The following is a 23,314-nucleotide window of genomic DNA, read 5'->3' as shown; positions in this document are numbered from 1 at the left end:
GCTTACTCACATGCTTGCGGCCGCGGATCGTGATACGACCTCATCGAGATGCCATTTATCACCGAATTGGGGCGCGCGACGGCGGATCGGTCCGGCAAAATTTCGTCCGAATTTCTCGGCCCAACGCCGGATGGTCTTAAGGCTGACGATGATGCCCCTGGCGGCCAACAAATCTTCGACCTTTCGCAGGCTGAGCGGAAATCGGAAATACAGCCAGACCGCGTGGCCAATGACCTCGGCGGGAAACCTGTGACCACGATAGAGGGAATTTTGAACCTCGCCGATGCCCCTTGAGTAGCCCGACAGCCGACACCGGTGTCAACGTGACAGTGCCGCAGATATCGTCCGCCACAAACTGGCAGCACATCATTTCCCAACTTTACACACTGAAGAGGTGATGACCCACTCTGCAACCGGTGTTGATGCGTAGTCTTCTTCTGGATCGCGCACGACGAACGCGGCGACATAAATGAATCGGAAGGGAGCGATCGATGAAGCATATTCAGGTCATATGCATGGCTTTCGATAGGCTGGCAGCCTTCGGATGCTTGGCATTGTTTCTTCTTGCTACCGCGTGGCCAATCCAGGCCAGCGCACAATCGATCGACGACATCATCAAGCGCGGGAAGGTCATCATCGGCGTCAACACGACGACGCCGATCTTCGGTATCCTGGGCAAGGACGGCCAGCCGGAAGGCTACGATCCCGACGTCGCGCGACTGGTCGGCAAGTATCTGGGCGTCCCCGTCGAGTTCGTACCGGTCACTGCCGCCAATCGCACATCCTTCCTCCTCACCAACCGCATCGACATGATCATCGCTCTGTTCGGGATCACGGCCGAACGCGCGCAGCAGGTCTGGTTCTCGATGCCCTACGGCTCGGACGGTGCCGTGTTGGTCGGCGCCGAGAAGACCAAGGCCAAGACGATCGAGGATCTGGCCGGGCTTCGGATCGGCGTGCCGCGCGGCGCGACGCAGGATCTCGTGCTGACGCCTTCCGCCCCCGCCGGCGCGACCATAATGCGCTATGACGATGAAGCGACCGGTCTCCAGTCCCTGATCTCCGGCCAGGTCGATCTCGCGGGCACGGGCATGCTTGTCTACAAGGCTCTCAATCGCAACGATCCGGGCAAGAACTACGAGGTCAAGCTCGTGCTCCGCCCGCTGCATTTCGGCATCGGCATCCGCAAGGGGCAGATCGAACTGCTGCAATGGCTCAACACCTTCGTCTACACGATCAAGAACAATGGCGAGCTCGAAGCCATCAGCCGGAAATGGCGCGAACTGCCGCTCGGCGAACTCCCGACATTCTGATCGCCGGACGCGGCAGAGAGTCGATATCCCATGAAGTATCATCGTCTCGGAGCCAGCGGGCTCTCCGTCTCGCGCCTGTGTCTCGGTGCGATGATGTTCGGCGACCAGACTAGTGAAACGGATGCGGCGCGTATCGTCGGCGCTGCGTCCGAAGCCGGCGTGAACTTCATCGACACCGCCGACGTCTATGCCGGAGGGGACTCCGAAAGGGTCGTCGGACGGGCGCTCGCGCGGGAGCGCGACCGGTGGATCGTGGCGACAAAGGTGGGAACGACGGTCGATCCCAGAATCCCCAACCAGGGAGGGAATGGCCGGCAGTGGCTCATTCAGTCGGTCGAACAGAGCCTCATGCGTCTCGGCACCGACCGGATCGACATCTACTATCTGCACCTCGACGATCTCACGACACCGCTTGAGGAAACGCTGCGCGGCATCGACGACCTTATCCGCGGCGGCAAGATCCGCTATTGGGGCGTCAGCAACTTCCGGGCTTGGCGGATTTCGGAGATCGTCAACCGTTGCCTGGCGATGGGCGTGCCCAAGCCTGTCGTGGGCCAGCCCTACTACAATGCCATGAACCGGATGCCGGAGGTCGAGTATCTACCAGCATGCGCGAATTACGGCATTGGCGTCGTGCCCTACAGCCCGCTCGCACGCGGCATTCTGAGTGGCAAGTATACGCCAGGCGCCACACCCGAGCCCGGGTCGCGCGCAGGCCGCAAGGACATGCGTATGCTCCAGACCGAGTTTCGGGCCGAATCCATCGAAGCCGCGCGCATCATTCGCGAGCATGCCGAGCGCACGAACCGGACCGCGATCGGCTTTGCGGTCAACTGGGTTCTTGCCAACCCGATCGTCAGCGCGGTGATCGCCGGGCCGCGCACGCCCGAGCAATGGCAGGCCTATCTCACGGCGCTCGATGAGGAGTTCGGACCGGAAGACGAGGCACTGGTCGATCGGCTCGTCCCGAAGGGCCATCCCTCGACGCCGGGCTATACCGATCCGATCTATCCCGTGCTGGGGCGGCCGGCGAATTTTCCGAGGTGATGACCGGTCCTGCCGTGCGGCATGCAGACATCGGGGCGCGCCCGTGAACTACGTTTTTCAGTTCGGACCGGTGTGGAAGGACTTCGATCTGCTTCTCGGCGGAGCGTGGCTGACGCTGAAGCTCTCCTTCGTCACGCTTCTGGTGGGTTTGCCTCTGGGGGCGCTCGGCGCCGTCATGCGACGCGCGCCCAGCAGGCTGCTGCGTGGAATCGCGCGCGGCTATGTCGAGGTGATCCGCAATACGCCTTTCCTGGTGCAGCTGCTGCTGGTCTACCTCGCACTGCCTGCAATCGGGCTTCGCTTCACGCCGCAGCAGGCGGCCCTTTTTGCGCTGATCGTGAACTTCGCCGCTTATGCCACCGAGATCATACGGGCGGGAATCGAATCAGTTCCAGAAGGCCAGCGCGAGGCCGGCCGGGCGCTTGGTCTATCGAAGGCACAGATTTTCTTCCTCGTCGTGCTCAAACCCTCGCTTTGCGCGGTTTATCCCGCGCTTTGCAGCCAGTTTGTGCTCCTCGTCCTCACCTCGAGCGTCGTCTCGGTTATCTCGGCGGAAGAGCTGACCGCGGTGGCGGACCGGATCGCCTCGCGGAACTTCCGCACATTCGAGGTCTATTTGGTCGTCACGGCGATGTATCTCGCCTTCTCCGTCTTCCTGGAAACAGCTTCGTCGCTGCTCTACCGGCACCTGTTCCGCTGGCGGGAGGCCGCGCGATGATCCGCGAATTCACGTCCAGCGAGTTGTTCTACCTCGTGCTGGCGGTCCGGTGGACGCTCGCACTTTCGGCGATCGCACTCGTTGGTGGAGCGCTCGTGGGGCTGGGCATTGCTCTGCTTCGCATATCCAACCGCCGAGCAGTGCGGATCGCCGGGCGCATCTACATTCGAGTCTTCCAGGGGACACCGCTGCTGATGCAGCTTTTCCTGATTTATTTCGGCGGCAGCATCATCGGCATGGAAGCCGACGCCTGGACGTCCGCGGCTCTTGGCCTGACGCTCTATTCCAGTGCGTTCCTCGGCGAGATATGGCGCGGCTGTATCGAGGCGGTGCCGTCCGGCCAATGGGATGGAGCCCGATCCCTGGCACTTCCCTATCATCGCCAGCTGAGGTTGGTGATCCTGCCGCAGGCGGCGCGGATCGCCATCGCGCCGACCGTTGGCTTCGCGGTTCAGGCGATCAAGAGCACGTCGCTGGCATCCGTCATCGGTTTCGTCGAACTGACGAGGGCGGCCCAGATCATCAACAACGCCACGTTCCGCCCCGCACTGGTCTACCTGACGGTCGCGGCGCTCTATTTCCTGCTATGCTGGCCGTTGTCGGTTTACAGCGAACGACTCGAACGCAGGATGGGGTCCGACCGCGCCCGCGTTCCGGCGGTTTCGGCATGATGGTCGTCGCAGTGGCGCCTTAAAGTCCAGCCGTCGGGCTTGCCTAATTTTACTCAAGCTATAGCTGATCGACGTTGCGTCGTCGGGCCTCGCTGGCGAGTCTGCCCGCCACGATGTGAGTAGGCGCCGAAGATTGACCCCGCGAATTCTGCCTTTAACCCGCTGACTTGAATGGTATATTGCCGTTCTCAGAGGGGTTCCGCTCGGCTCCGCTCGTGTCCCTCTTCGGTTGCAGATAATGTTTTAAATTGAACGGCTTAGATCCCAGTTGAGGCGGGGTCCCGCTTCGGTGCTGAATCACATTCAGACGAACGCCACCTGCTCCTGGGCGACGCTTTGCGCCGCGGCCTTGGCTGCCTGCCGCAGCCAGTCGCCGCCGCGGCGGACGAGATCCTCCTGGATCGTGAGCAGGGCATCGGGGTCGCTCGCGTGACAATTCGCGATTTCCCGCCCCATGAGCTCCAGCATCCTAGGCGACAGAAGCTTGTCGGTTGCGTCTTTCACCTCAATCTTGCGGCTGTTCGGCGAGAGGCGGCGGACGACGATTCCATCGCTGACCTGATAGTGCGGGTCCGGTGCTCGGCACCGGCCGGCGGCGATTTCGCCGGCGCGGATCGTCCTGCTGCGGGGCGCATACCGAAGCGACCACGCCGAGACGACGACGGCTTTCGCCTCGCGCAGGACCGGCCCGCCGCGCCAATTGCCGCTGGCGACGAAGCGAGGCCGCCCAAGGCTCCCGGTGCCGGCGGTGCGTGGGGAGATCACCATGCGCGCAGCCGAACCAGGCATGGCGCCGCGCAATGCGTCCTCGTAGCGCTGCGGGACGGCGGTGGGCACGAGCGCATCGACCTTGTCCCAGAACGCCGCTCGCTCCGGCTCCGGCAGCATAACCGCCTTGCGCAACCACTTGCAGTCGCGCTCCAGGACCAGCGGGGATGGGCAGGCAAGGCCTTCGGCGTAACCTTCCAGGATTGCGGTGCAAATCACCGATGCGCTCGGGCCGTCCGTGCGGGCGAGGAGAGCGCTGGCGGCGAGGCGGACGAGATCGAGCGGATAGGGCATGACGGCGGCTTCGTCGAAGTCGTTGGCGCCCCAGATCAGGCGGCCCTCGGCATCTCGCCAAGTGCCGAAATTCTCAAGGTGGGTGTCGCCGATCGCAAGAATCTCGGGAGCGCCGGCGAGGTCGGGGCAAATCTCCAGGATCGTCTCGGCCCAGCGCCAATAGGTTGCGCGTAGAAATGTGAAAGCATCCTTCTTCATCTTTTCGTGCTTGATATCGAGATCGGCCGTAACGAAGTCCGATCCGATTTGGGCTATCAACCAGCTCTCGTAGGCATGCGTCGAGTCAGCAATCGTTGGCACGTCGGTTCCTTCCGGGCACAGAGTGTCATTAGGGCCCTGAGGGTGCCGGGTAGCTGACGCCCTGCACTAAGCCACCATCCCTGTAGAAGCGGGACTAGGCTGCATCTCAGGCCATGAAATTATCGCGGTGCAACCGAATTTTCGGCCACTACACGCGCGTCGGCGGCAATGCACAGCTCAGGGTCAGCTTTTTGAGGGAAGGCGATCGAGCAGCGCGGACAAGGCTCTGAGTATATGCTTAGGCGCTGAATGTCGGCAGTAGCAATGTCAGGAACGTTGCGTACGGCACAAGCTTTTTCGGCGCAGGCGTTCCGATGCAAGCGCGAACGCGTCTATGGTTCAACGCCGAGGCGCCTCAGCCCCACGCGCGCCTCTTCTTCCTTTGGATCAAGCGCCAATGCGCGTTTGTAGGCCATTGCGGCCTCTTCGGGGCGGCCGAGCGCCTCCAGGGCATGCGCACGCGTATCATGCGCGTACGCCGCCTGCGGATCCTTGGCGAGCGCAGTATCCGCGCTGGCAAGCGCTTCAGCCGGGCGGCCGAGCTTAAAAAGCGCCCAGCCCTTCAGATTATGGGCACGCACATCGTCGACTCCATGCGCCAGTGCCTTGTCTATATCGGCGAGTGCGGCGGCATTGTCCTCCCTGCGGGCATGAAGGGTGGCGCGTTCAAACAAGGCGGGGCCGCGTTGGGCTTGGCCGATGTCGATGACCGCACCGAGATCCGCGAAGGCACCTGCCGCGTCGCCCTTGAGGCGCTTCAGCTTGGCGCGCTCGAACAGCATTGCGCCCGCATTGCGGGTATCGAGTTCCATGACCTTGCCGATATCGGCGATAGCCCGATCGAAATCGTCCAGCCGGGCGTGCAGGGATGCGCGCGACCAGTAGAGGCGCGGATCGGCCGGACTTTTGGCGATCAGCACGTCGTAATCGGCCAGAGCCGGTGCGAGCTTGCCTTGCCTCGCCAGCAATGCGCTGCGCTGGCGCCGCGCCTCGTTATCGTCCGGCGTCGTTTCAAGCACCGTATCGAGCGCAGCCAGAGCTTCGTCGGGCTTGTCACGCTGCGTGAGGATGGCGGCGCGGGCCGCGAGAGCCGGCGCGAATTTGGCATCGAGCGAAAGCGCAGCGTCGATGTCGGCCGAGGCTCCGTCGAGGTCGCCGCGGTCGACCTTCGCTTGGCCGCGAGCGGCGAGCGGCTGCGGATGACCGGGAGAGCGCTTCACCGCATCGTCCAGGTCGAGCAGGGCACGCGGCAGGTCGCCTGCAGCGCGATAGGCCTCGGCCCGACCGAGATAGGCCGCCATGTCGTCGGGGCGCAGGCGCAGCAGAACCGTATAATCGGCAATGGCGCCGACAGGCTCGTCGAGGCGGACCATCGCCGCCGCGCGTAGCTGCAGCGCTTCGGTCGAGCCCTGAGCGACGCGCAAAGTCTGCGTGAACTCGGCCACCGCTTTCAGAAAGTCGCCTTTCAGGAACAGCACCTTGCCGCGCTTGACATGGATGTTCGGATCCTGCGGCTCTAGCCGGACGGCCTCGTCGAAATCCTTCAGCGCCTCGTCGAGCTTGCCCAGTTCGACAAGATAGACGCCGCGGTTGTAGCGGGCATTCGCAAAACGGGGGGCCAGCGCGATCGCCTTGTCGAAATCGGCGGAGGCCCTGTCGAACTCCTTCTTGACGAAGAGCGCGGCTCCTCGATTGTCATAGGCTTCGTGGAAATCACTCTTCAGCCGGATCGCTTCGGTGAAGTCGGAGATGGCGAGGTCGAGCTCGCCACCGTCTGCATATTCGACGCCGCGGTTGAAGTAGTGCAGCCCGTTCTTGGGGTCGCGGGCGATCACCTGGCCGTAATCCGCAATCGCGCGGTCGCGTTCGCCCTTGTAGGAATAGGCGACGGCGCGGTTAGAGAAGTAGCGCAGGTTGTCCGGGTCGAGCGCGATCGCCGCATTCAGCTCCTGGATCGCCCGTTCCTGATCGCCGCGTGCCTGGAAGACATCGGCGAGCCTGCCATGTGCCCGCGCGCGAACGGCAGGCGGATCCTTGGCGTTCGCAACCGCTGTGCGGCAATGCTTCCAGAGCCGCGCCTCGTCCGAAAGCGAGAAACAGGAGCGCGCCTCGCGGCTGACTTGAGCCAGCGTCGCGGCGGGAACCAGGGTTCCAGCGAGCAGCGTGATCGCGGTGGCCCCACGCCTCAACCGTTCTCGCATCTACGAGTCTCCTTCGCCGAATTGCTGCCTTGCGCGGGTGGACGCGCCTTCCAACGGCCGGCCATCTCCTGCGCCGTGTTCAGCTGGTTCGGTGCTAGCTTCTCCTTGAGCCCCGACAGAGCCTTTCGCGCATCCTCGCCGGATGGTTGCGCGGCTGCCAGCATCAGCCACATCGCCGCCTGGACGGGATCCGCCTTGACGCGCGTGCCGTCACGATAGGCGATGCCGAGATTGGTCTGCCCGTCGACGTTGCCGCGCTCGGCTGCGAGCCGGTAAAGCCGCAGCGCCTCGGCCAGGTTCTGCGGCGCGACCGTACCGCGGGCATAGAGAACGCCTAGGGCATTGAGCGCATGTGGAAAATCCTGGTCCGCAGCCTTGCGAAACCAGCCCAGAGCGATGCCGTCGTCGCGAACAACGCCTTCGCCGCGGGCGTAACGCAGGCCGAGATTGTACTGGGCCGTCGCATCGCCGGCCTCTGCGGCCTCGCGATAGAGTGCGATCGCAGCGGGAAGATTGGCCGGGGTGCCGTTCCCGCGATGATAGGCAAAGGCCAGCGCGGTCTTGGCCGGGATGCAGCCGGTGCCCGCCGCCTTGCGCAGCCAGTCCAGCGCCATGCCAGGGTCGGCAGTGACGCCGCGCCCGGCCTGCAACATACCGGCAAGCCCGATCTGTGCGTTGATATGCCCCTGCTCTGCCGCCTTGCGAAACAGTGCGACGGCGCGGGCTTCATCCCCGCCGCCTTGCCGCTTAAGCAACAGCGTGGCGAGATTGTACTGCGCGACCATATTGCCGGCCGCGGCCGCACGCTCGTAGAGCGCTTCGGCCCGCACTGTATTGGCCTGCACACCATCGCCGCGTTCAAGAGCGGCGGCGAGATTATTGACTGCCGGCCAATAGTCGCGTTCCGCAGCTCGCTCATAGTAGCTGAATGCGCGCTGCTGGTCGCGTGGGACGCTGTCGCCGGTCTGGTAGGCCTTGCCAAGCTCGAACAGCGCAACGGCGTCGCCCTGCTCGGCGCGCTTGCGGATTTCGACGATGTCGATCGCCAGCACGGACTGGCCGGCGAACGACAAAAGGGCGAAGACAGCGAAACGCAGGCGCAGCATGATGCCATGCAGCTTAGTTGAAGCGGAGCGATCCTGAGAATGGCCTCGCGACATGACAGCCATGAGTCATCCGTGCCCCACTCCGCAATGTGATCGGCTCCTGTCCAAGACACATTGGATGGATCCGTCTGACGACTGCTGTCGGGCGGTTTGCCAGTGTCCGCTGCTGGCGCAGCAGGAACCCTCAGCCGACAACCCACCTCCTGTTTTCGATAGAGAAGAACTTCGACAGCGCCGCCAGATGCGCTGATGCGCCGCAATCGGCTGATCGTGCCCTTAACCGAGACTCGCGCTCTTGTCGGGCAGGCAATGGCGGATCGCCGTATGGAGTTCGCGACACGAAGAAAGCGTCTTTCTCTCGGCCCTTGAAAACCAATTCTGACACGTCCAAATCGGGCGCAACCATCTTGAGGTTCGAGCACCGGCATGACGACCGCAACCACGGAAAACCGCAGTTTCGAAGCCGATGTGTCGCGCCTTCTGCCTATGATGGTGCATTCCGTTTATTCCGACCGGGACGTCTTCCTGCGCGAACTGATCTCGAATGCCGCCGATGCCCGCGAGAAGTTGCGCTACGAGGCCATAGGAAAGCCAGCATTGATCGAGGACGGTGAAAAACTCGCCATCTCCATTGCCGCCGACGCGGAGGCAGGGACGCTCTCGATCAACGACAACGGCATTGGCATGAGCCGCGATGAGATGATCGAGGCTCTCGGCACAATCGCGCGCTCGGGCACGCGTGCCTTCATGGAGCAGGTCGAGGCGGCGAAGGGCAAGGAAGGCGCTCAGCTCATCGGACAGTTCGGCATTGGTTTCTATTCCGCTTTCATGGTCGCAGGTGAGGTCGACGTCGTCAGCCGCCGTGCCGGCAGCGAGGAAGCTTGGCGTTGGACTTCCGACGGCAAGGGAGAGTTTTCTATCGCACCCGCAGCGCTCGAAGATGCTCCCTCACGCGGCACCCGCGTGACAGTCAGTCTCCTGGATGACGCGAAGAGCTATACCGAGCGCTGGACACTGGAGCGTATCGTCAAGGCTCAGTCGGGCCATGTTCCGGTGCCGATCACGCTGGTGGAAAAACCCGGAGCAGAGCCGACCTCGCTCGCGGATGGCGCGGCGCTCTGGACTAAGCCCAAGAGCGAAATCACCGCTGCGGACTATACCGACTTCTACCGCAGCGTGGCTGGCAATATGACGAGCCGGCAGCGACGGTGCATTTCCGTGCGGAGGGCCGCCACGAATACACGACGCTCGCCTTCATCCCCGGCAGCAAGCCGTTCGATCTGTTCGATCCCGACCGCAAAGGTCGGATGAAGCTATGTGAAGCGGATTTTCATCACGGACGAAGCAGAGTTGCTACCGCGCTATCTTCGCTTCGTGCGGGGGCTGGTCGATACGTCCGATCTGCCATTGAACGTTTCGCGCGAGATGATTCAGGACAGTCCGCTGCTTGCCGCGATCAAAAAGGGCGTCACCAACCGGATCCTGTCCGATCTCGGCAAGCTGGCCGAGAACGAGCCGGACACCTTCGCGACGATATGGGAGAACTTCGGCGCGGTCGTGAAGGAAGGACTTTACGAGGATTTTGAGCGACGCGAGCAGCTGCTTGGGCTTTCGCGCTTCAGGACGACGGCCTCGGGTGAAGGCCTGCGCAGCCTTAAGGACTATGTTGGTGCCCTGAGGGAGAACCAGACGGCAAACTATTACATCGTCGGCGACGACCTCGCCCGGATTTCGGCATCGCCGCAGCTCGAAGGGTTTCGCGCACGCGGGATCGAGGTTCTCCTGCTGAACGATCAGGTCGATAGCTTCTGGGTGTCGAACGCGCCCGATTTCGAGGGCAAACCGTTCAAGTCGATCACCCAGGGTGCAGCCGATCTCGGACTGATCCCGCTGGCCAGCGGCGAGCCGTCGCCTTCAGCCGAAACCTCGCCAGAGGTTGGCGCACTGATCGGTTCACTCAAACAGATTCTCGGAGCCGAAGTCGCCGATGTCCGAGCGTCCGATCGCCTGACCGATAGCGCGGTGTGTCTCGTGGCGCCCGACAGGGGCCCGGACCGGCAATTCGAGAGGCTGCTCTCCGCTGCAGGGCGGCTCGACAGCACAGCCAAGCCGATCCTCGAGGTCAATCCCCAGCACGCGCTCATGCTGAAGCTCGCCGGATCGCAGGACGATGCGTTGCGCAACGACTTGGCCCATCTTCTGCTCGACGAGGCCCGCATTCTGGATGGAGAGCGCCCCGGCGATGCGCAGCTCTTTGCCGAGCGGCTCGGACGATTGATGGCCCTATCGCTTCATTAGGTCTTGCGAGCTGCGTCGGCACCGAATGAACATCGGGCGATGGTTTTCTTCGGTGCCGCTGCAAGCTAAAATCATCGCCCGCGATCCGACGCCCGTCGACGCAGCTTCCCCGACGGCTGCAAGCTTCCATCGAGGAGTTGGATTCGCCAGGAGGTTCGGCACATCTCAACTCGGACTGAGCCCGCCAAACCGGCCATGACGAAGCGCGAGCCGAGCAAAGCAAAGCCGATAACAGGATCGAAACGTGTTGTAAGCTGAGCGGCCGCGAAGCCATTAGCAGCATCATGGCGGGTTTGTGGGCAAATTCATGCTCCCGGCGCATGGCGAAGGCGGCTGATGTTGCATTGCAAAAAGGCAACTGCCGCATATCATCGCAGTTGCGGTTGTTCGGAACGGGCTCTGCTGTCTCCTCCCGAGCTGAGTTCGTTTTAGCCGTTCCCCTCTGAAATGTTTGGCGGCAACGCTGGATGTTTCAAACCTTCAGGCCGGCATCCTTTATGGATGCCGGCCTTTTTTGGCTGTGCCTCAACCGCCCCTGGCTTCGGCCTGGCGGGTTGCCCGACGGCGCGATTGCACCGTCGCGACGAGGCCGGGAGGGCTTTCGCGACCGATGATGGGCAACGTGGTCGGAGTTCGCCTCGCTCGTGGCCGGTCTAGGAACGGGCGAAGAGAAGCAACGGCTCGATATCGTGGTTATCGGCCGCCCGCAGCGCCTCGACATAGTGAGCGCGGGTCGCGCCTGCATCGATCACGTTCGTGCGCCCCCAGGAGAAAACGGGTTGGCCGAGTTGGCGAGCAAGGAGGTCGCCGACGAGGCGAGAGAGCCGTCCGTTGCCATTGGGAAAAGGATGGATGGCGACAAGGCGATGGCTGAACCGCACGGCGATTTCGTCGGGCGGATAGGTCCCATGCTCGACCCAGTAGCGCGCATCGTCGACGAGCTGCCGGACATCCATCGCAATGCGATAGGCGTCGACGCCGATGTTGCGCGCGGTCGTGCGATATTGCCCGGCCCAGCGCCAGACGCCGCCGAACATGCGTTTGTGCAAATCGTTCAGGAAGGCCTGATCAAGAACGTCGCGCTTGCGCGACCTAGCCCAGCGCAGCGCCTCGCCGATATTGACCTGCTCGGCCTCGTTCAATTCATGTCGTAACGTGATGTAGGCTGGGATGAGTTGCTCGCGTTCCTCCGCGGTCAGCGGCGTATTGGCGTCATCGTCCTCTTCGAATAGCGGGTCGGGCATGGCGATCAGTCGTCGTCCCAAAGGCTGCGCGATGAGCCTGAGAGGATGACGTCGATCACGCGGCGCTGCTCGTCATCGAGATCCGACTTCAGGAGTGCCTGGTTTTCCAGCCGCATGGTGTGGTCGAGGCGCGCGATGTCCCGCCCCGCTTTTTGAGCGGCGCGGTCGCGCAGGATTTCGTCGAGGGGCTTGGTTGGGACGAAAGCGTAGACGAACGTGCAGTTCATCGCCGCGGCTGCTTCGCGCAGTGTCCTGATCGTCGTCGCGCCGGAGACTTCCGCCTTCTCGATCGCAGGAACGCGGGAGGGAGCGGCCTTCATGCGAGCGGCGAGCTGCCGTGTGCTCATGCCCAGAGCGTCGCGGATGGCTCTCATCCAGCCGCGAGGTGGAGCGACGACGTTGAGGTCGCGCAAGGGCGCGACACGTCGCTCCAGTTGCTTGCGTGCCAGGGCAGTCTGATTAGGGTTCATAATTATGTGTCCAATCGAGGAGGTGCTTAGCACTTATATATGATCATATCAAGAAATAATGTACATTAATATGTGTTCAATAAGGTATGATTTGATCATAAAAATATGATAGATGGACATGACGGGCCAGCGAGCCGATCCGATCGCCAGCTGTGCTTTTCGGCTAGAGGCAGCGCAGCTCTTGCGCTTGCCGATGAGATAATCGGCCCTGTCCGGCTGGATCAGCGCTAGGGAGACGGACGGGTTCGTAAGCGATTGCGGTGACCAAACCCGCCGAAATCAATCAACTTCTTCGTCAGCTGGTCGATACTGATTGCATACCAAACGTTTGCCCCCGAGGACTCAACATCCAGCCCGTACGGGAGCCCGGAAATATGGATTGGCGCCAAGACCTTGCTTTTGTCGGCTGCGAGCTTGTAGGCCGCCTTAGCGATCGAGCCGCCCTGAAGCTCCGAGATTTGCGAGCTCGGCACCTTTGGACAGCCCTTAAAAAAGCCTTTCAGACTAGGGCTAGTGGCGACATTGAAACTCAACTTGCCGCCCGCCGCACTGCGATGTCCGACGTTCGCCACCTCATCTGCTTGCGCAGCTCACCGTCGAGCGACTGCCCAAAGTGCCTCAGCAGATCCGATGCGATCTCGCGGGGCACCGCTGGCGAGAACAAGTAGCCTTGTCCCAACGTGCAACCGATATCCGTCAGAAGGCTTGCCTGCGCTTCTCCCTCGATGCCCTCGGCGATGATCCAAATGTCGAGCTTACGTGCGATGTCGACCAAGCCTTCGACGATCGCCAGGCTCGGGTCGCCCTTGGCAAGGCGGTCAATGAAGGTCTTGTCGATTTTGATAATATCGACAGGCACCGTGAGCAGATGCGTGAGCGAGGCGAAGCCGGTGCCGAAATCGTCCAGCGCGACACGCAGGCCATGGTCGCGCAAGGCTTTGATCTCACGCGCCACGACCGGATCGCGCTGCCCGAGATAAACCGACTCGGTGACCTCCAGGATGATGTGTTTCAACGGAACGTTCTCGCGGCCGAAGGCGGCTTCGAGACGCGCGTAGAGCGTACCGCTATGGAAGTCGGCCGAGGTGATGTTGATCCCGACGTGTTGAAGGGGAAGGCCTTGCGCAAGCCAGGAACGTGCATCGGCAGCGACGATCGCCATCATCCGTTCCGTCAGCTGCGAGGCGATGCCGACGTCGGACGTGGCGTGATGGAAAGCGGCCGCTGACACGATCTCGCCGCTTGGCTTGCGCAGGCGACAGAGTGCTTCCAGCCCGACGATCTCGCGGGTCTCGAGTCGCACGATTGGTTGGTAGAACGCGTCGATCCTGCCTTCGCGCAAGGCCGCGCCGACATCCCGGATAACCTCGATCCGAGTCTCGATCGCACTCCCAATCCCGGGCGAATACAGCACGAAGCCGCCGCGCCCATTGTCCTTGGCATCATAGAGGGCATAGTCGGCGTGGTCTCGGACGCTCGTCGCGTCGGCGTCCTCCGGTGACAGTACTGCGCCCCCTATCGTGGCTCGCGGCAGGATCATGTGACCGCTGCATTCGGCGGGCACTGCCAGAGCCTCGCGAATGCGTTGGGCAACACGCTCGATATCGCCGATGGCCTCCGCTCCCTGGAGAATGACAACGAACTCGTCGCCCCCCACTCGAAACACGCGGTCCGGCGCCACAATGTCGCTGACCCGCGAGGCAATCGTTTGCAGCAGAGCATCCCCCGTTGCGTGTCCGAAGGTGTCGTTAATGGTCTTGAGATTGTCGAGGTCGAGGGCCAGCAGTGCCCACGCACCCGGCTCGGCGCAGGGCAGACGCTCCAGCGCCCCATCGAAACCTGCCCGGTTGGGCAAGTCCGTCAGGACGTCGACGAAGGCACGGCGCTCGCGCTCGATTACGCGCTGGTGACGCTCCAGCGCTATGGCGCACAAAGAGGCGCAGGACGCGACTACTTTTCGCTCTCTTGGGGTAGGGCCCCGTTTCTCCGGAAAATAGAAGGCGAAGGTGCCCAGCACCGTGCCGTCCGCGGCCTGGATCGGAGAGGACCAACAGGCCCTAAGGCCCAAGGCCAGAACCGGATCCTTGAAGTCGACCCACCGGGGATCGGAGGCGATGTCGGTCACCGCCACCCCCGCCCCGAGATAGGCGGCGCTGCCGCAGGAGCCAACCTGCGGACCGATCATCAATCCTTCCAGCAAAGCGGTATATGCGTCGGGAAAGCTCGGCCCGGCAAGCGGATAGAGAAGACCATTGCGCTCCACCCGTAGAACGGAACACCAGACGCCCGGCAGATGCAGCTCGATTTCGCGGCAAAGCCGATCCGTTGTCGCTTCAAGGGCTTCCCCTTTGGCGATCATTTCAAGGATGATGTTCTGGAGCTGCAGCACGATTGCCCGGTGTCCCCAACGCGTACCCCCTCCAACACCATTCCACCCGCGGGTGAATTTGATGTGATGAGGCGTGATGAACGATCACCTAAGAGCGGTAGTGGCTTATGATGTTAAAAGGCATGCCGTTGCACCGCAGTAATCAACCCGCTTCACTTCGCCATTATTGCTATCGCCGTCGGCGCCGGCGAGCAGCGGGCGGCAAGAACGGCACTTTGACGATCGCCGACCATGATGTCGGTGACGCACTCGGCCGACCGCTGCGCGGGTCCTCCCCGTTGCCCAGTTTTACACATTGGCGGGGGTGGACAGGATTGCGCCCCCGGACTCGACCCGGTGAAGTCGCCCCAAGAACCAAAAATGAGAAAAGCGCTCCTGGGAGGATATTGTGCTGACAAGGTCAGGATTATTCGCCGCCGCAATCGTATGCGCGATCACCGGTCCGGCAATCGCCCAACCGAAGACGATTAGTCTTTGGCACCCGTTCACGCTTGAGACCGACATGATCTATGGCGGCATCAAGGCCTTCAACGAGTCGCAGAGCGAATACCGCATCGACCCGCGCATCGTGCCCGGGCCGCAGATGGATTCAGAGCTGATCAAGGCGATCGCCAGCGGCTCGGTCCCGGATCTGGTGACGCTCGACAATCCCGTCGTCGCCAGCTTCTCGGCGCAGGGCACGCTGACCGACCTGACCGAGCGCGTCGGCAAATCGGCTGTCGTGAAGCCGGACGTCTATTTCAAGGGGCCGTGGGCCTCCGGCCTCTGGAAGCAGCGCATCTTCGCCGTGCCGCGCGACGCCAACACCCTGGCGCTCTGCTACAACGCGGACATGTTCAAGGTGAAGGGGCTCGATCCGGACAAGCCGCCCAAGACCTGGACCGAACTGCTCGACGCCGCCAAGGCGCTGAAGGACCCGGCCAAGAACGTCTACGGCTTCGGCTTCAGCGCCGTGCAGGCCGAGGAGGGCGTGTTCCAGTTCCTGCCCTTCCTGCACCAGGCTGGCGGCGCGGTCGACAAGCTCGATACGCCGGAGGCGACCGAGGCGCTCGAATTCTGGGCTGGCATGGTCAAGGACGGCGTCGCCTCGCGCGACGTCATCAACCAGCGCCAGTACGAGGTGACCAACACCTTCATGGCCGGCAATGCCGCGATGGTGATGTGCGGCCCGTGGGAGCTGCCGCGCCTGCAGAAGGAGGCCAAGTTCGAGTGGCGCCTCGCGCTGCTGCCGGTCAAACCCGGCAAGGATATCGCGGCCTCCGCGCTCGGCGGCTATGACTGGGTCGTGCCCAAGGGCGCCAAGCAGGCCGACGGCGCCTTCCGCTTCATCGAGTTCATGTCGGACCCGAAGATCCTGAACGAGGGCTGGAAGACCGGCCGGCTCGCGCCGCGAACCGACGTCACCGTCACCGACCCGCTCTGGCCGCAGGCCTATGGCATCTACCGCAAGCAGCTCGAAAGCGCCCGCGCTCGCGGCCCGCATCCGCAATGGCCGGAGATATCGCGCGCGATCCAGATCGCGATGCAGGAAGCCGTCACCGGCACCAAGCCTGCTGCGACCGCGCTCGCCGATGCTGCGCGGAAGATCAAGCCCATCCTCGCCAAAACGCCCTTGTGACCGCAACCGGGGAGCGGACTGCGCCGCTCCCGCCTGCCTAAGCCGAGTTCGGAGCGAAACAGCCCATGCCGGGATCTCCCTCAGCGCTGCTCTATGTCTTCCTGGCGCTACCGATCCTCTATCTGCTCGGCTTCGTCGGCTTTCCGATCGTCTACAACCTGATGATGAGCGTGCAGGAGGTGAATCTCGGCAACATCACCGAGTTCATCCGCCCCTTCGTCGGGCTCGACAATTACCGCACGGTCATTGCCGACGAGTCGTTCCAGAAGGTCCTGGTCAACACCTTGCTGTTCGTCGGCTGCAATGTTCTCGCGCAGGTCGCGATCGGGCTCGCGGTCGCGCTGTTCTTCGCCCAGGATTTTCCCGGTGCCGGCTTCATGCGCGGTCTTCTGCTCTGTTCCTGGATGCTGCCGGCGCTGGTCGTCGGGGCGCTGTGGAAATGGATCTTCGCCACGGAATACGGCGTCGCCAATTATGTGCTCTCGGCGCTGCACCTGATCGGCTCGCCGATTCATTGGCTTTCCGACCCGGCGGTGGCGCTGACCTCGGTGACGCTCGCCAATATCTGGTTCGGCATGCCCTTCAGCATGATCCTGATCGCGGCGGCGCTGACCGCGATCCCGAAGGAGCATTACGAGGCCGCCTCGCTCGACGGCGCCGGCAGCACCGCGCGCTTCTGGTACATCACCTTGCCGGCGCTGAAGCCGGCGCTGCTCGCCGTTGCCTGCCTGGTGACGATCTACACGATGCGGGCCTTCGACCTGATCTTCGCGATGACGCAGGGCGGGCCGCTCGACGCCTCGAACGTGCTGCCGCTGCTCTCCTACCAGTTCTCGTTCAAGCAGTTCGATTTCGGCACCGGCTCTGCCATGGGCTCCTTCGCCTTCCTTATCGTCTTCGGCGTGGCGCTGCTCTATGTACGCACGCTGAAGCAGGAGACGGCGTCATGAGCGTCAGGCTCCGCCAGCTCGGCGTGCTGCCCTTTGGCGGCTGGCCCGCCACCGCCATCGCCGTCATCGGTGTCGGGATTTATCTGTTCCCCATTTACTGGATGCTGATCTCGGGCCTGAAGGATTCGGCCGAGATCTTCGCCAATCCGCCGACCTTCGTGCCGCGGGCGCCGTCGCTCGCCGCCTTCGAATATGTCTTCGTCCGCGAGAACGTGCTGCGCTACCTGCGCAACAGCCTGACCATCGCCATCCCGGTGACCATGCTGACGCTCATTCTCGGCGCCATGGGCGCTTATGCGATGAGCCGGCTGCGCAACCGCCTCGTCGATTTTGCGATCGTCATCGTGCTGCTGCTCCAGGTCTTCCCGGAAGCGCTGCTGGCGACGCCGATGTTCATCATCTTCCGCTCGCTGGAGCTGCTCAACACCTTCGCCGCCGTCATCCTCGCGACGACCTCGAAGACGCTCGCCTTCGCGCTGGTGATTCTGCGACCGATGTTCCGGCAGGTGCCGTTCGAACTGGAGGAGGCCTCCTTCGTCGATGGCTGCACCCGGCTGCAGACTTTCCGGCTGGTCGTGCTGCCCTTGATGAAGGTGCCGCTGATCGTCGTCGGCACGCTCTGCTTCGTCCAGGCCTACGGCCAGTTCGTCTACGGGCTGACCCTGCTCAGCCAGCAGGAGCTGCAGCCTGCGACCGTCGGCATCTACAGCTTCGTCGGCGCCGAGTATGCCGATTGGCACCGGGTCATGGCCTTCTCTTCGATCTTCGTGCTGCCGATCTTGGCGATCTTCCTCGCCATGCAGCGCCGGATCGTCTCGGGCCTGACGGCGGGGGGCGCTCAAATGACCAAGATATCTGTTTTCCGGAGGTTCGAACGATGCGCGTGACGGTGTGGAACGAGTTCCGGCACGAGATATCGAACCCAGTCGTCGCCGACATCTATCCGGACGGCATCCATGGCGCGATCGCTGCGGGCCTTGCCGAGAACGGCGTCGATCAGATCACGACCGCGACGCTGGACGAGCCGGAGCAGGGGCTTTCGGCAAAGCGCCTGGCGGAGACCGACGTGCTGGTCTGGTGGGGGCATCGTCACCATGACGAGGTCGAGGACGTCGTGGCCGCGGCGGTCTGCGAGCGGGTCAATGCCGGGATGGGGCTCGTCGTGCTGCATTCCGGGCATTTCTCAAAAGTGTTCAAGCGGCTGATGGGCACGCCCTGCACTTTGCGCTGGCGTGCCGAGGGCGAACTGGAGCGGCTCTGGGTGGTCGATCCAGCTCACCCCGTCGCCGCCGGCATCCCGCCCTTCTTCGAGCTCGCGCGCGAGGAGATGTATGGCGAGCCCTTCGAGGTGCCGCCGCCGGATGAACTGGTCTTCCTGAGCTGGTTCAAGGGCGGCGAGGCCTTCCGCAGCGGCTGTGGCTATCGGCGCGGGCGCGGCCGGATTTTCTATTTCCGCCCCGGTCACGAGACCTTCCCGACCTATCATAACGCGACGATCCGCAAGGTCATCGCCAACGCCGTGCGCTGGGCCGCGCCGGCGCTGATGGAGGGCCAGCCCTTCCAGAACCGGCGCATCATGCCGCCGCTCGAGCTGATCTGAGGGCGGCGCGATGGGCAAGCGCGTCTACATCGCTGGCACGCTCGACACCAAGAGCGCCGAGCTGGCTTACGCCCGCGACGCCGTCCGCGCGATGGGCGAGCCGGCGGTCATCGTCGACCTCTCGACCCAGCCGCATGGCCATGCCGCCGATATCCCGGCGGCGGAGGTCGCGGCGCATCACCCCGATGGCGCGAAGGCAGTCTTCACCGGCGATCGCGGCACGGCGATCGCGGCGATGACGGAAGCCTTCGCTCGCTTCCTGCCGGCGCAGGACGACATTGCTGGCGTGCTCGGGCTCGGCGGCTCGGGCGGCACGGCGCTGATCGCGCCGGCGCTGCGGATGCTGCCGGTAGGCACGCCGAAATTTCTGGTCTCGACCGTCGCCTCGGGCAATGTCGCAGGCTATGTCGGGCCGACCGATACCGCGATGATGTATTCGGTCACTGACATCGCAGGACTGAACCGGATCTCGCGGCTGGTCATCGCCAATGCCGCGCATGCGGTCGCGGGCATGGTCCGCGGCGCCGCGATGATCACGCCATCCACGGAGGAAAAGCCGTCCATCGGCCTCACCATGTTCGGCGTCACCACGCCCTGCGTGAACCAGACGGTGGCGAAGCTCTCTGGCGAATTCGAATGCTTCGTCTTCCACGCCACCGGCACGGGCGGTCAGTCGCTGGAGAAGCTGGTCGATTCCGGCCTGATCACCGCTGCGATCGACGCGACTACGACCGAGCTCTGCGACCTCATGATGGGCGGCATCTTCCCCTGCACGGAGGATCGGCTTGGCGCCTTCGCCCGCACCGGCGTGCCCTATGTCGGCAGTTGCGGGGCACTCGACATGGTCAATTTCGGGCCGCCGGAGACGGTGCCGGCTCGCTATGACGGCCGACTGTTCTACCGTCACAATCCGCAGGTGACGCTGATGCGCACCACGGCGGAGGAGAATACCCGCATGGGCGCTTGGCTCGGCAAGCGGCTCAATCGCTGCAACGGCCCAGTGCGCTTCCTGATCCCCGAAGGCGGCGTCTCGCTGCTCGATACGCCCGGCCAGGCTTTCCACGACCCGGCGGCCGACGCAGCCTTGTTCGATGCGCTAGAGCGCACGCTGAAACCCGGACCGCGCCGCAAGCTGCTGCGCCTGCCCTACGCCATCAACGACCCTGCATTCGCCGACGTCCTCGTCGCGCAGATGCACGAAGCCCTAGCAGAGGCCTGAGCCATGCCCCCATTCCAGAGACAGCAACTGGTCGACCGCTTCCACGACATGGTCCGCCGCGGCGAGAAGATCGTCGGCGGTGGCGCCGGCACCGGGCTCTCGGCCAAGTGCGAGGAGGAGGGCGGTATCGACCTCATCGTCATCTACAACTCTGGCCGCTACCGCATGGCGGGCAGGGGCTCGCTCGCCGGGGTGCTCGCCTATGGCAATGCCAACGAGATCGTCATGGAGATGGCGCGCGAGGTGCTGCCGGTGGTGAAGCGCACGCCGGTGCTCGCCGGCGTCAACGGCACCGACCCGTTCTGCCTGTTCGACAGCTTCCTCGACGATTTGAAGCGCATGGGCTTCTCCGGCGTGCAGAATTTCCCGACGGTCGGGCTGATCGACGGCGTCTTCCGGGCCAACCTCGAGGAGACCGGCATGGGCTATGGTCATGAGGTCGAGATGATCCGCGTGGCCCGCTCCAAGGACATGCTGACCACGCCCTATGTCTTCAACGAGGCCGAGGCGGTCGCGATGACTGAGGCCGGGGCCGATATCCTCGTCGCCCATATGGGCCTGACCGTTGGCGGCAATATCGGGGCCGAAACGGCCTTCAGCCTCGCCGATTGCGTACCGAGGATCGACGCCATCGCAGCGGCGGCGCGCAGCGTGCGCGAGGACATCATCATCCTCTGCCATGGCGGCCCGATTTCCTCGCCCGACGATGCCCGTTACATCCTCTCGCAATGCCGTCACTGTCACGGTTTCTATGGTGCGAGCTCGATGGAGCGGCTGCCGACCGAGGCTTCGCTGACGGCGCAGACCCGCAGCTTCAAGGCGATCGCCAAGGCCGCCGAATAGGCGTCCCACGGAACGACAGGAGGAAACGGAAATGGCGAAAGTCTATATCAGCGGGATTGTCGATGCGCCGGTCGACAAGGTCTGGGCCTATGCCCGCGACTTCAACGGCCACGGCGAATGGCATCCGCTGATCGCCGAGAGCCATGTCGAGGACGGGCTGCCGAGCGACCGTGTCGGCTGCGTGCGCAACTTCAAGCTGACCAATGGCGGGCACCTGCGCGAGCGGCTGCTCTCCTTCAGCGACTTGGAGCGCCGCTTCACCTACAACATCATCGTCTCGCCGATGCCGATCGAGAACTACGTCGCGACCTTCGGCGTGAAGCCGATCACGGAGGGCGACAAGACCTTCGTCGAGTGGATGGCGGAGTTCGACGTCTCGGCGGCCGACGAGGCCGACATCAAGGAGAAGGTCGGCCAGGGCACCTTCGCCGAGGGGATCAAGGCGCTTGAGAAGGCGGTGAAGGCGCGCGACTGAGAGTCGAGCTATTCGCCCTCGGGCGGTGCAGCCGATTGCAGCCCATAGGCACGCATCTTGTTGTAGAGGGTCTTGCGGGAGACGCCGAGATAATCGGCCGTCTGGCTGCGGCGGAAGCGATTGCGCTTCAGTCCGTGCAGGATCCACTCCTTCTCCGAGCTGAAGTTCCGCGCCGAGGAGGCCGCTTCGGCCCCGAGCGGCGGCAAATGCTGCTCCAGGATGACGCTGCCGCTGCAGGCCAGCACGGCCTGCTCCAGCACCGAATCCAGTTCGCGCAGGTTGCCCGGCCAGTGATAGGCGGCGAGAGCGCGGAAGGCGGCAGGGTCGAGGCTTTTCGGCTCGCTCTGCCGGCGCAGGCCGATCATGCGCAACGATTCATCGACTAGCGAGGGCAGGTCCTCGCTGCGCTCGCGCAGCGGCGGCAAGACGATGGTGAAGCAGCCCAGCCATTCGGCGAAGCGGGCATCGATCCCGTCGGCCGGCAGATGGCGCAGGTCCTCGCCGGCAATGGCGAGGAAGCGGACATTGAGCGGCGACGGCGTCTCGCTGCCATAGCGCCAGAACGAGCCGGCCTCGACCGCATCCAGCAGGGCGCGCTGCACCTCGAGCGGCATCTCGTCGACATCGTCGAGCAGCAGCGAGGAGGAATGGACGATCTCGAGCCAGCCGAGCCGGTGCTTGACGGCGCTCGGGTGCATCCCGGCCATGCAGCCGAAGAGGTCGAGCTTGAGGCGCTCGGCGCCCTGGTTGGCGCAGGGCAGGCTGACCATGTCGCGCGCCTGGCGCGGCCCGAAGCGATGCAGGGCGCGAGCGATCTCGCGCCGGCCGGTGCCCGCCTCGCCGGCGATGACCACGGGATAATCGGTCGTGGTCAACCGGTTGAACAGGGCGCGCGCCGTCTCGGCCGCCTGCGAATGACCCCAGAGGGGGCGCGGGAAGCGGCGCGGGTTGAAGCGGCTGTCGAGCCCGTCGGGCTGCTGGCGCGCCATGCCGATCGCCTTGAAAGCGGCGGTGACGACCTCGATGGCGCTTTCCGAGGGCACGCGATCAATGGTCGAGCCGCCGATATAGCCGTCGACCCGGGCGATCTGGCAGAACTCCTCAAGCTGCTTCGGGCTGACGATCGGTCCGCCCTCGACCAGGCAGCGTGTCTTGCGCGAGACGGCGCGAACCTGCTGGGCGATGGCATTGGCCATCAACCCGGCATCCTCGACGCGCAGATGCGAGACCGCGCCAAGCACGCCGCCGACATTCCAGCCGAGATCGATATTGACGATGTCGGCACCCTGCCTTGCGGCCTCTGTCGCCTCGTCGGCGGTATGGGTATAGGCCAGCGTCGAGAGCCCGCGTTCGCGCGCGACCTTGAGCAATTCGAGCTCGCGGCCGAAGCCAACGCCGCTGCGTTCGAGGAAGGCGCGATACTGGCCGTCGATCAGGATCGAGGTCGGGAAATTGGCGATGCCGGCGAAACCGGCTCTGGCGATGCGCTCGACCAACTCGACGAGATCGAGCCGCGGATCGAAGCTCGCCGCGCCGAAATAAACCGGCACGGTGGCGCGCGGCAGGATCTCGGAGCGCGCAAAGCTGAGCACGAACTCGTTGCTGTCGCGCAAGGGCAGCATGGCGGCGACCGAGGGCTCGCCGATGCAGCGCATCCTGCCGGCGCTGAGTGCGATCAGGAAATCGGCGCCGCCGCGCGTCGCCGACTGGGCCGCCATGCCGGTGCCGATCGCGGCGCCCACCATGAAGCGCGGCTGCTCCCGCTGGGAGCCTGAAAGGTCCGGCCCCAT

Annotated in this window: 18 protein-coding genes and 2 pseudogenes; 12 read left to right on the top strand and 8 right to left on the bottom strand. The window is 63.8% G+C overall.

All coding sequences use genetic code 11. The features are described from left to right. Positions 1-33 precede the first annotated feature (33 nt). Positions 34-285, bottom strand: a pseudogene (locus QO058_RS30070) (IS6 family transposase); the annotation flags it as partial. A gap of 269 nt (positions 286-554) precedes the next feature. On the opposite strand from QO058_RS30070, the gene QO058_RS30065 reads away from it, so the two are divergent. The 4 genes from QO058_RS30065 to QO058_RS30050 are packed head-to-tail and all read left to right on the top strand — an operon-like array spanning position 555 to position 3,749. After that, on the top strand, positions 555-1,313 hold the full coding sequence (locus tag QO058_RS30065) for a transporter substrate-binding domain-containing protein (protein ID WP_284173108.1): 759 nt from the start codon (positions 555-557) through the stop codon (positions 1,311-1,313). A gap of 30 nt (positions 1,314-1,343) precedes the next feature. Then, positions 1,344-2,360 carry an aldo/keto reductase gene (locus QO058_RS30060; RefSeq protein ID WP_284173107.1) on the top strand — a complete coding sequence of 339 codons (1,017 nt, stop codon included), beginning with the start codon at positions 1,344-1,346 and terminating at the stop codon, positions 2,358-2,360. Between the two features lie 43 nt (positions 2,361-2,403). Then, on the top strand, positions 2,404-3,078 hold the full coding sequence (locus QO058_RS30055; protein WP_284173106.1) for an amino acid ABC transporter permease: 675 nt from the start codon (positions 2,404-2,406) through the stop codon (positions 3,076-3,078). Next, the gene (locus QO058_RS30050; protein WP_284173105.1) at positions 3,075-3,749 is read left to right on the top strand and encodes an amino acid ABC transporter permease; all 675 of its coding nucleotides are present in this window, start codon (positions 3,075-3,077) and stop codon (positions 3,747-3,749) included. The genes QO058_RS30055 and QO058_RS30050 overlap by 4 nt, the downstream gene beginning before the upstream one ends. 303 nt (positions 3,750-4,052) lie before the next feature. Here QO058_RS30050 and QO058_RS30045 read toward each other — a convergent pair whose 3' ends face one another. The 3 genes from QO058_RS30045 to QO058_RS30035 all read right to left on the bottom strand — a co-directional run bounded on the left by QO058_RS30045 (position 4,053) and on the right by QO058_RS30035 (position 8,418). Further along, positions 4,053-5,111: a DUF2252 family protein gene (locus QO058_RS30045; protein ID WP_284173104.1), complete on the bottom strand. Its 1,059-nt coding sequence runs from the start codon at positions 5,109-5,111 to the stop codon at positions 4,053-4,055. Between the two features lie 332 nt (positions 5,112-5,443). Then, positions 5,444-7,312: a tetratricopeptide repeat protein gene (locus tag QO058_RS30040; RefSeq protein ID WP_284173458.1), complete on the bottom strand. Its 1,869-nt coding sequence runs from the start codon at positions 7,310-7,312 to the stop codon at positions 5,444-5,446. Continuing rightward, the gene (locus tag QO058_RS30035) at positions 7,297-8,418 is read right to left on the bottom strand and encodes an SEL1-like repeat protein (protein WP_284173457.1); all 1,122 of its coding nucleotides are present in this window, start codon (positions 8,416-8,418) and stop codon (positions 7,297-7,299) included. Before QO058_RS30035 ends, QO058_RS30040 begins: the two co-directional genes overlap by 16 nt. Before the next feature lie 426 nt (positions 8,419-8,844). Here QO058_RS30035 and htpG point away from each other — a divergent pair. Further along, positions 8,845-10,716, top strand: a pseudogene (htpG, locus tag QO058_RS30030) (molecular chaperone HtpG). 653 nt (positions 10,717-11,369) lie between these two features. Here the strand turns inward: htpG and QO058_RS30025 are convergent. The 3 genes from QO058_RS30025 to QO058_RS30015 form a co-directional block, all read right to left on the bottom strand. Further along, positions 11,370-11,960 carry a mobile mystery protein B gene (locus QO058_RS30025; RefSeq protein ID WP_284173456.1) on the bottom strand — a complete coding sequence of 197 codons (591 nt, stop codon included), beginning with the start codon at positions 11,958-11,960 and terminating at the stop codon, positions 11,370-11,372. A gap of 5 nt (positions 11,961-11,965) precedes the next feature. Beyond that, a complete protein-coding gene (locus QO058_RS30020; RefSeq protein ID WP_284173455.1) occupies positions 11,966-12,430 on the bottom strand; it encodes a mobile mystery protein A in 465 nt (154 codons plus the stop codon). A 529-nt stretch (positions 12,431-12,959) separates the two neighbouring features. Then, entirely contained in the window at positions 12,960-14,822 is a 1,863-nt protein-coding gene (locus QO058_RS30015; protein WP_284173471.1) for a sensor domain-containing phosphodiesterase, read from the bottom strand. A gap of 499 nt (positions 14,823-15,321) precedes the next feature. On the opposite strand from QO058_RS30015, the gene QO058_RS30010 reads away from it, so the two are divergent. From QO058_RS30010 to QO058_RS29980, 7 genes are all read left to right on the top strand, one after another. Further along, entirely contained in the window at positions 15,322-16,437 is a 1,116-nt protein-coding gene (locus tag QO058_RS30010; protein ID WP_284173454.1) for an ABC transporter substrate-binding protein, read from the top strand. A 65-nt stretch (positions 16,438-16,502) separates the two neighbouring features. Continuing rightward, complete coding sequence (locus tag QO058_RS30005; protein ID WP_284173453.1) at positions 16,503-17,387, top strand: carbohydrate ABC transporter permease; 885 nt, start codon at positions 16,503-16,505, stop codon at positions 17,385-17,387. Further along, complete coding sequence (locus tag QO058_RS30000) at positions 17,384-18,274, top strand: carbohydrate ABC transporter permease (RefSeq protein ID WP_284173452.1); 891 nt, start codon at positions 17,384-17,386, stop codon at positions 18,272-18,274. The genes QO058_RS30005 and QO058_RS30000 overlap by 4 nt, the downstream gene beginning before the upstream one ends. After that, positions 18,265-18,987: a ThuA domain-containing protein gene (locus tag QO058_RS29995; protein ID WP_284173451.1), complete on the top strand. Its 723-nt coding sequence runs from the start codon at positions 18,265-18,267 to the stop codon at positions 18,985-18,987. The genes QO058_RS30000 and QO058_RS29995 overlap by 10 nt, the downstream gene beginning before the upstream one ends. Before the next feature lie 10 nt (positions 18,988-18,997). Continuing rightward, complete coding sequence (locus QO058_RS29990) at positions 18,998-20,206, top strand: Tm-1-like ATP-binding domain-containing protein (protein WP_284173450.1); 1,209 nt, start codon at positions 18,998-19,000, stop codon at positions 20,204-20,206. A gap of 3 nt (positions 20,207-20,209) precedes the next feature. Continuing rightward, complete coding sequence (locus tag QO058_RS29985; RefSeq protein ID WP_284173449.1) at positions 20,210-21,049, top strand: phosphoenolpyruvate hydrolase family protein; 840 nt, start codon at positions 20,210-20,212, stop codon at positions 21,047-21,049. Positions 21,050-21,080: 31 nt separating this feature from the next. Then, complete coding sequence (locus tag QO058_RS29980) at positions 21,081-21,524, top strand: SRPBCC family protein (protein WP_284173448.1); 444 nt, start codon at positions 21,081-21,083, stop codon at positions 21,522-21,524. Between the two features lie 8 nt (positions 21,525-21,532). Here QO058_RS29980 and QO058_RS29975 read toward each other — a convergent pair whose 3' ends face one another. Beyond that, positions 21,533-23,314, bottom strand: coding sequence for a phosphoenolpyruvate hydrolase family protein (locus QO058_RS29975; protein ID WP_432212104.1), 1,782 nt, complete (start codon positions 23,312-23,314; stop codon positions 21,533-21,535).

Origin of the sequence: Bosea vestrisii, assembly GCF_030144325.1 — a bacterium.
In the GTDB taxonomy this organism is placed as follows: Bacteria; Pseudomonadota; Alphaproteobacteria; order Rhizobiales; family Beijerinckiaceae; genus Allobosea; species Allobosea vestrisii_A.
The sequence above is the reverse complement of the archived record's forward strand: the minus strand, read 5'-3'. Positions and strand labels throughout refer to the sequence as shown.

What these genes read in the sequence shown, in the direction of transcription:
- QO058_RS30060 (WP_284173107.1), top strand. Translation starts at nt 1,344, where the DNA reads ATGAAGTATCATCGTCTCGGAGCCAGCGGGCTCTCCGTCTCGCGCCTG.
- QO058_RS30050 (WP_284173105.1), top strand. Translation starts at nt 3,075, where the DNA reads ATGATCCGCGAATTCACGTCCAGCGAGTTGTTCTACCTCGTGCTGGCG.
- QO058_RS30040 (WP_284173458.1), bottom strand. Translation starts at nt 7,312, where the DNA reads ATGCGAGAACGGTTGAGGCGTGGGGCCACCGCGATCACGCTGCTCGCT.
- QO058_RS30035 (WP_284173457.1), bottom strand. Translation starts at nt 8,418, where the DNA reads ATGCTGCGCCTGCGTTTCGCTGTCTTCGCCCTTTTGTCGTTCGCCGGC.
- QO058_RS30025 (WP_284173456.1), bottom strand. Translation starts at nt 11,960, where the DNA reads ATGCCCGACCCGCTATTCGAAGAGGACGATGACGCCAATACGCCGCTG.
- QO058_RS30020 (WP_284173455.1), bottom strand. Translation starts at nt 12,430, where the DNA reads ATGAACCCTAATCAGACTGCCCTGGCACGCAAGCAACTGGAGCGACGT.
- QO058_RS30010 (WP_284173454.1), top strand. Translation starts at nt 15,322, where the DNA reads ATGATCTATGGCGGCATCAAGGCCTTCAACGAGTCGCAGAGCGAATAC.
- QO058_RS30005 (WP_284173453.1), top strand. Translation starts at nt 16,503, where the DNA reads ATGCCGGGATCTCCCTCAGCGCTGCTCTATGTCTTCCTGGCGCTACCG.
- QO058_RS30000 (WP_284173452.1), top strand. Translation starts at nt 17,384, where the DNA reads ATGAGCGTCAGGCTCCGCCAGCTCGGCGTGCTGCCCTTTGGCGGCTGG.
- QO058_RS29995 (WP_284173451.1), top strand. Translation starts at nt 18,265, where the DNA reads ATGCGCGTGACGGTGTGGAACGAGTTCCGGCACGAGATATCGAACCCA.
- QO058_RS29990 (WP_284173450.1), top strand. Translation starts at nt 18,998, where the DNA reads ATGGGCAAGCGCGTCTACATCGCTGGCACGCTCGACACCAAGAGCGCC.
- QO058_RS29985 (WP_284173449.1), top strand. Translation starts at nt 20,210, where the DNA reads ATGCCCCCATTCCAGAGACAGCAACTGGTCGACCGCTTCCACGACATG.
- QO058_RS29980 (WP_284173448.1), top strand. Translation starts at nt 21,081, where the DNA reads ATGGCGAAAGTCTATATCAGCGGGATTGTCGATGCGCCGGTCGACAAG.
- QO058_RS29975 (WP_432212104.1), bottom strand. Translation starts at nt 23,314, where the DNA reads ATGGGGCCGGACCTTTCAGGCTCCCAGCGGGAGCAGCCGCGCTTCATG.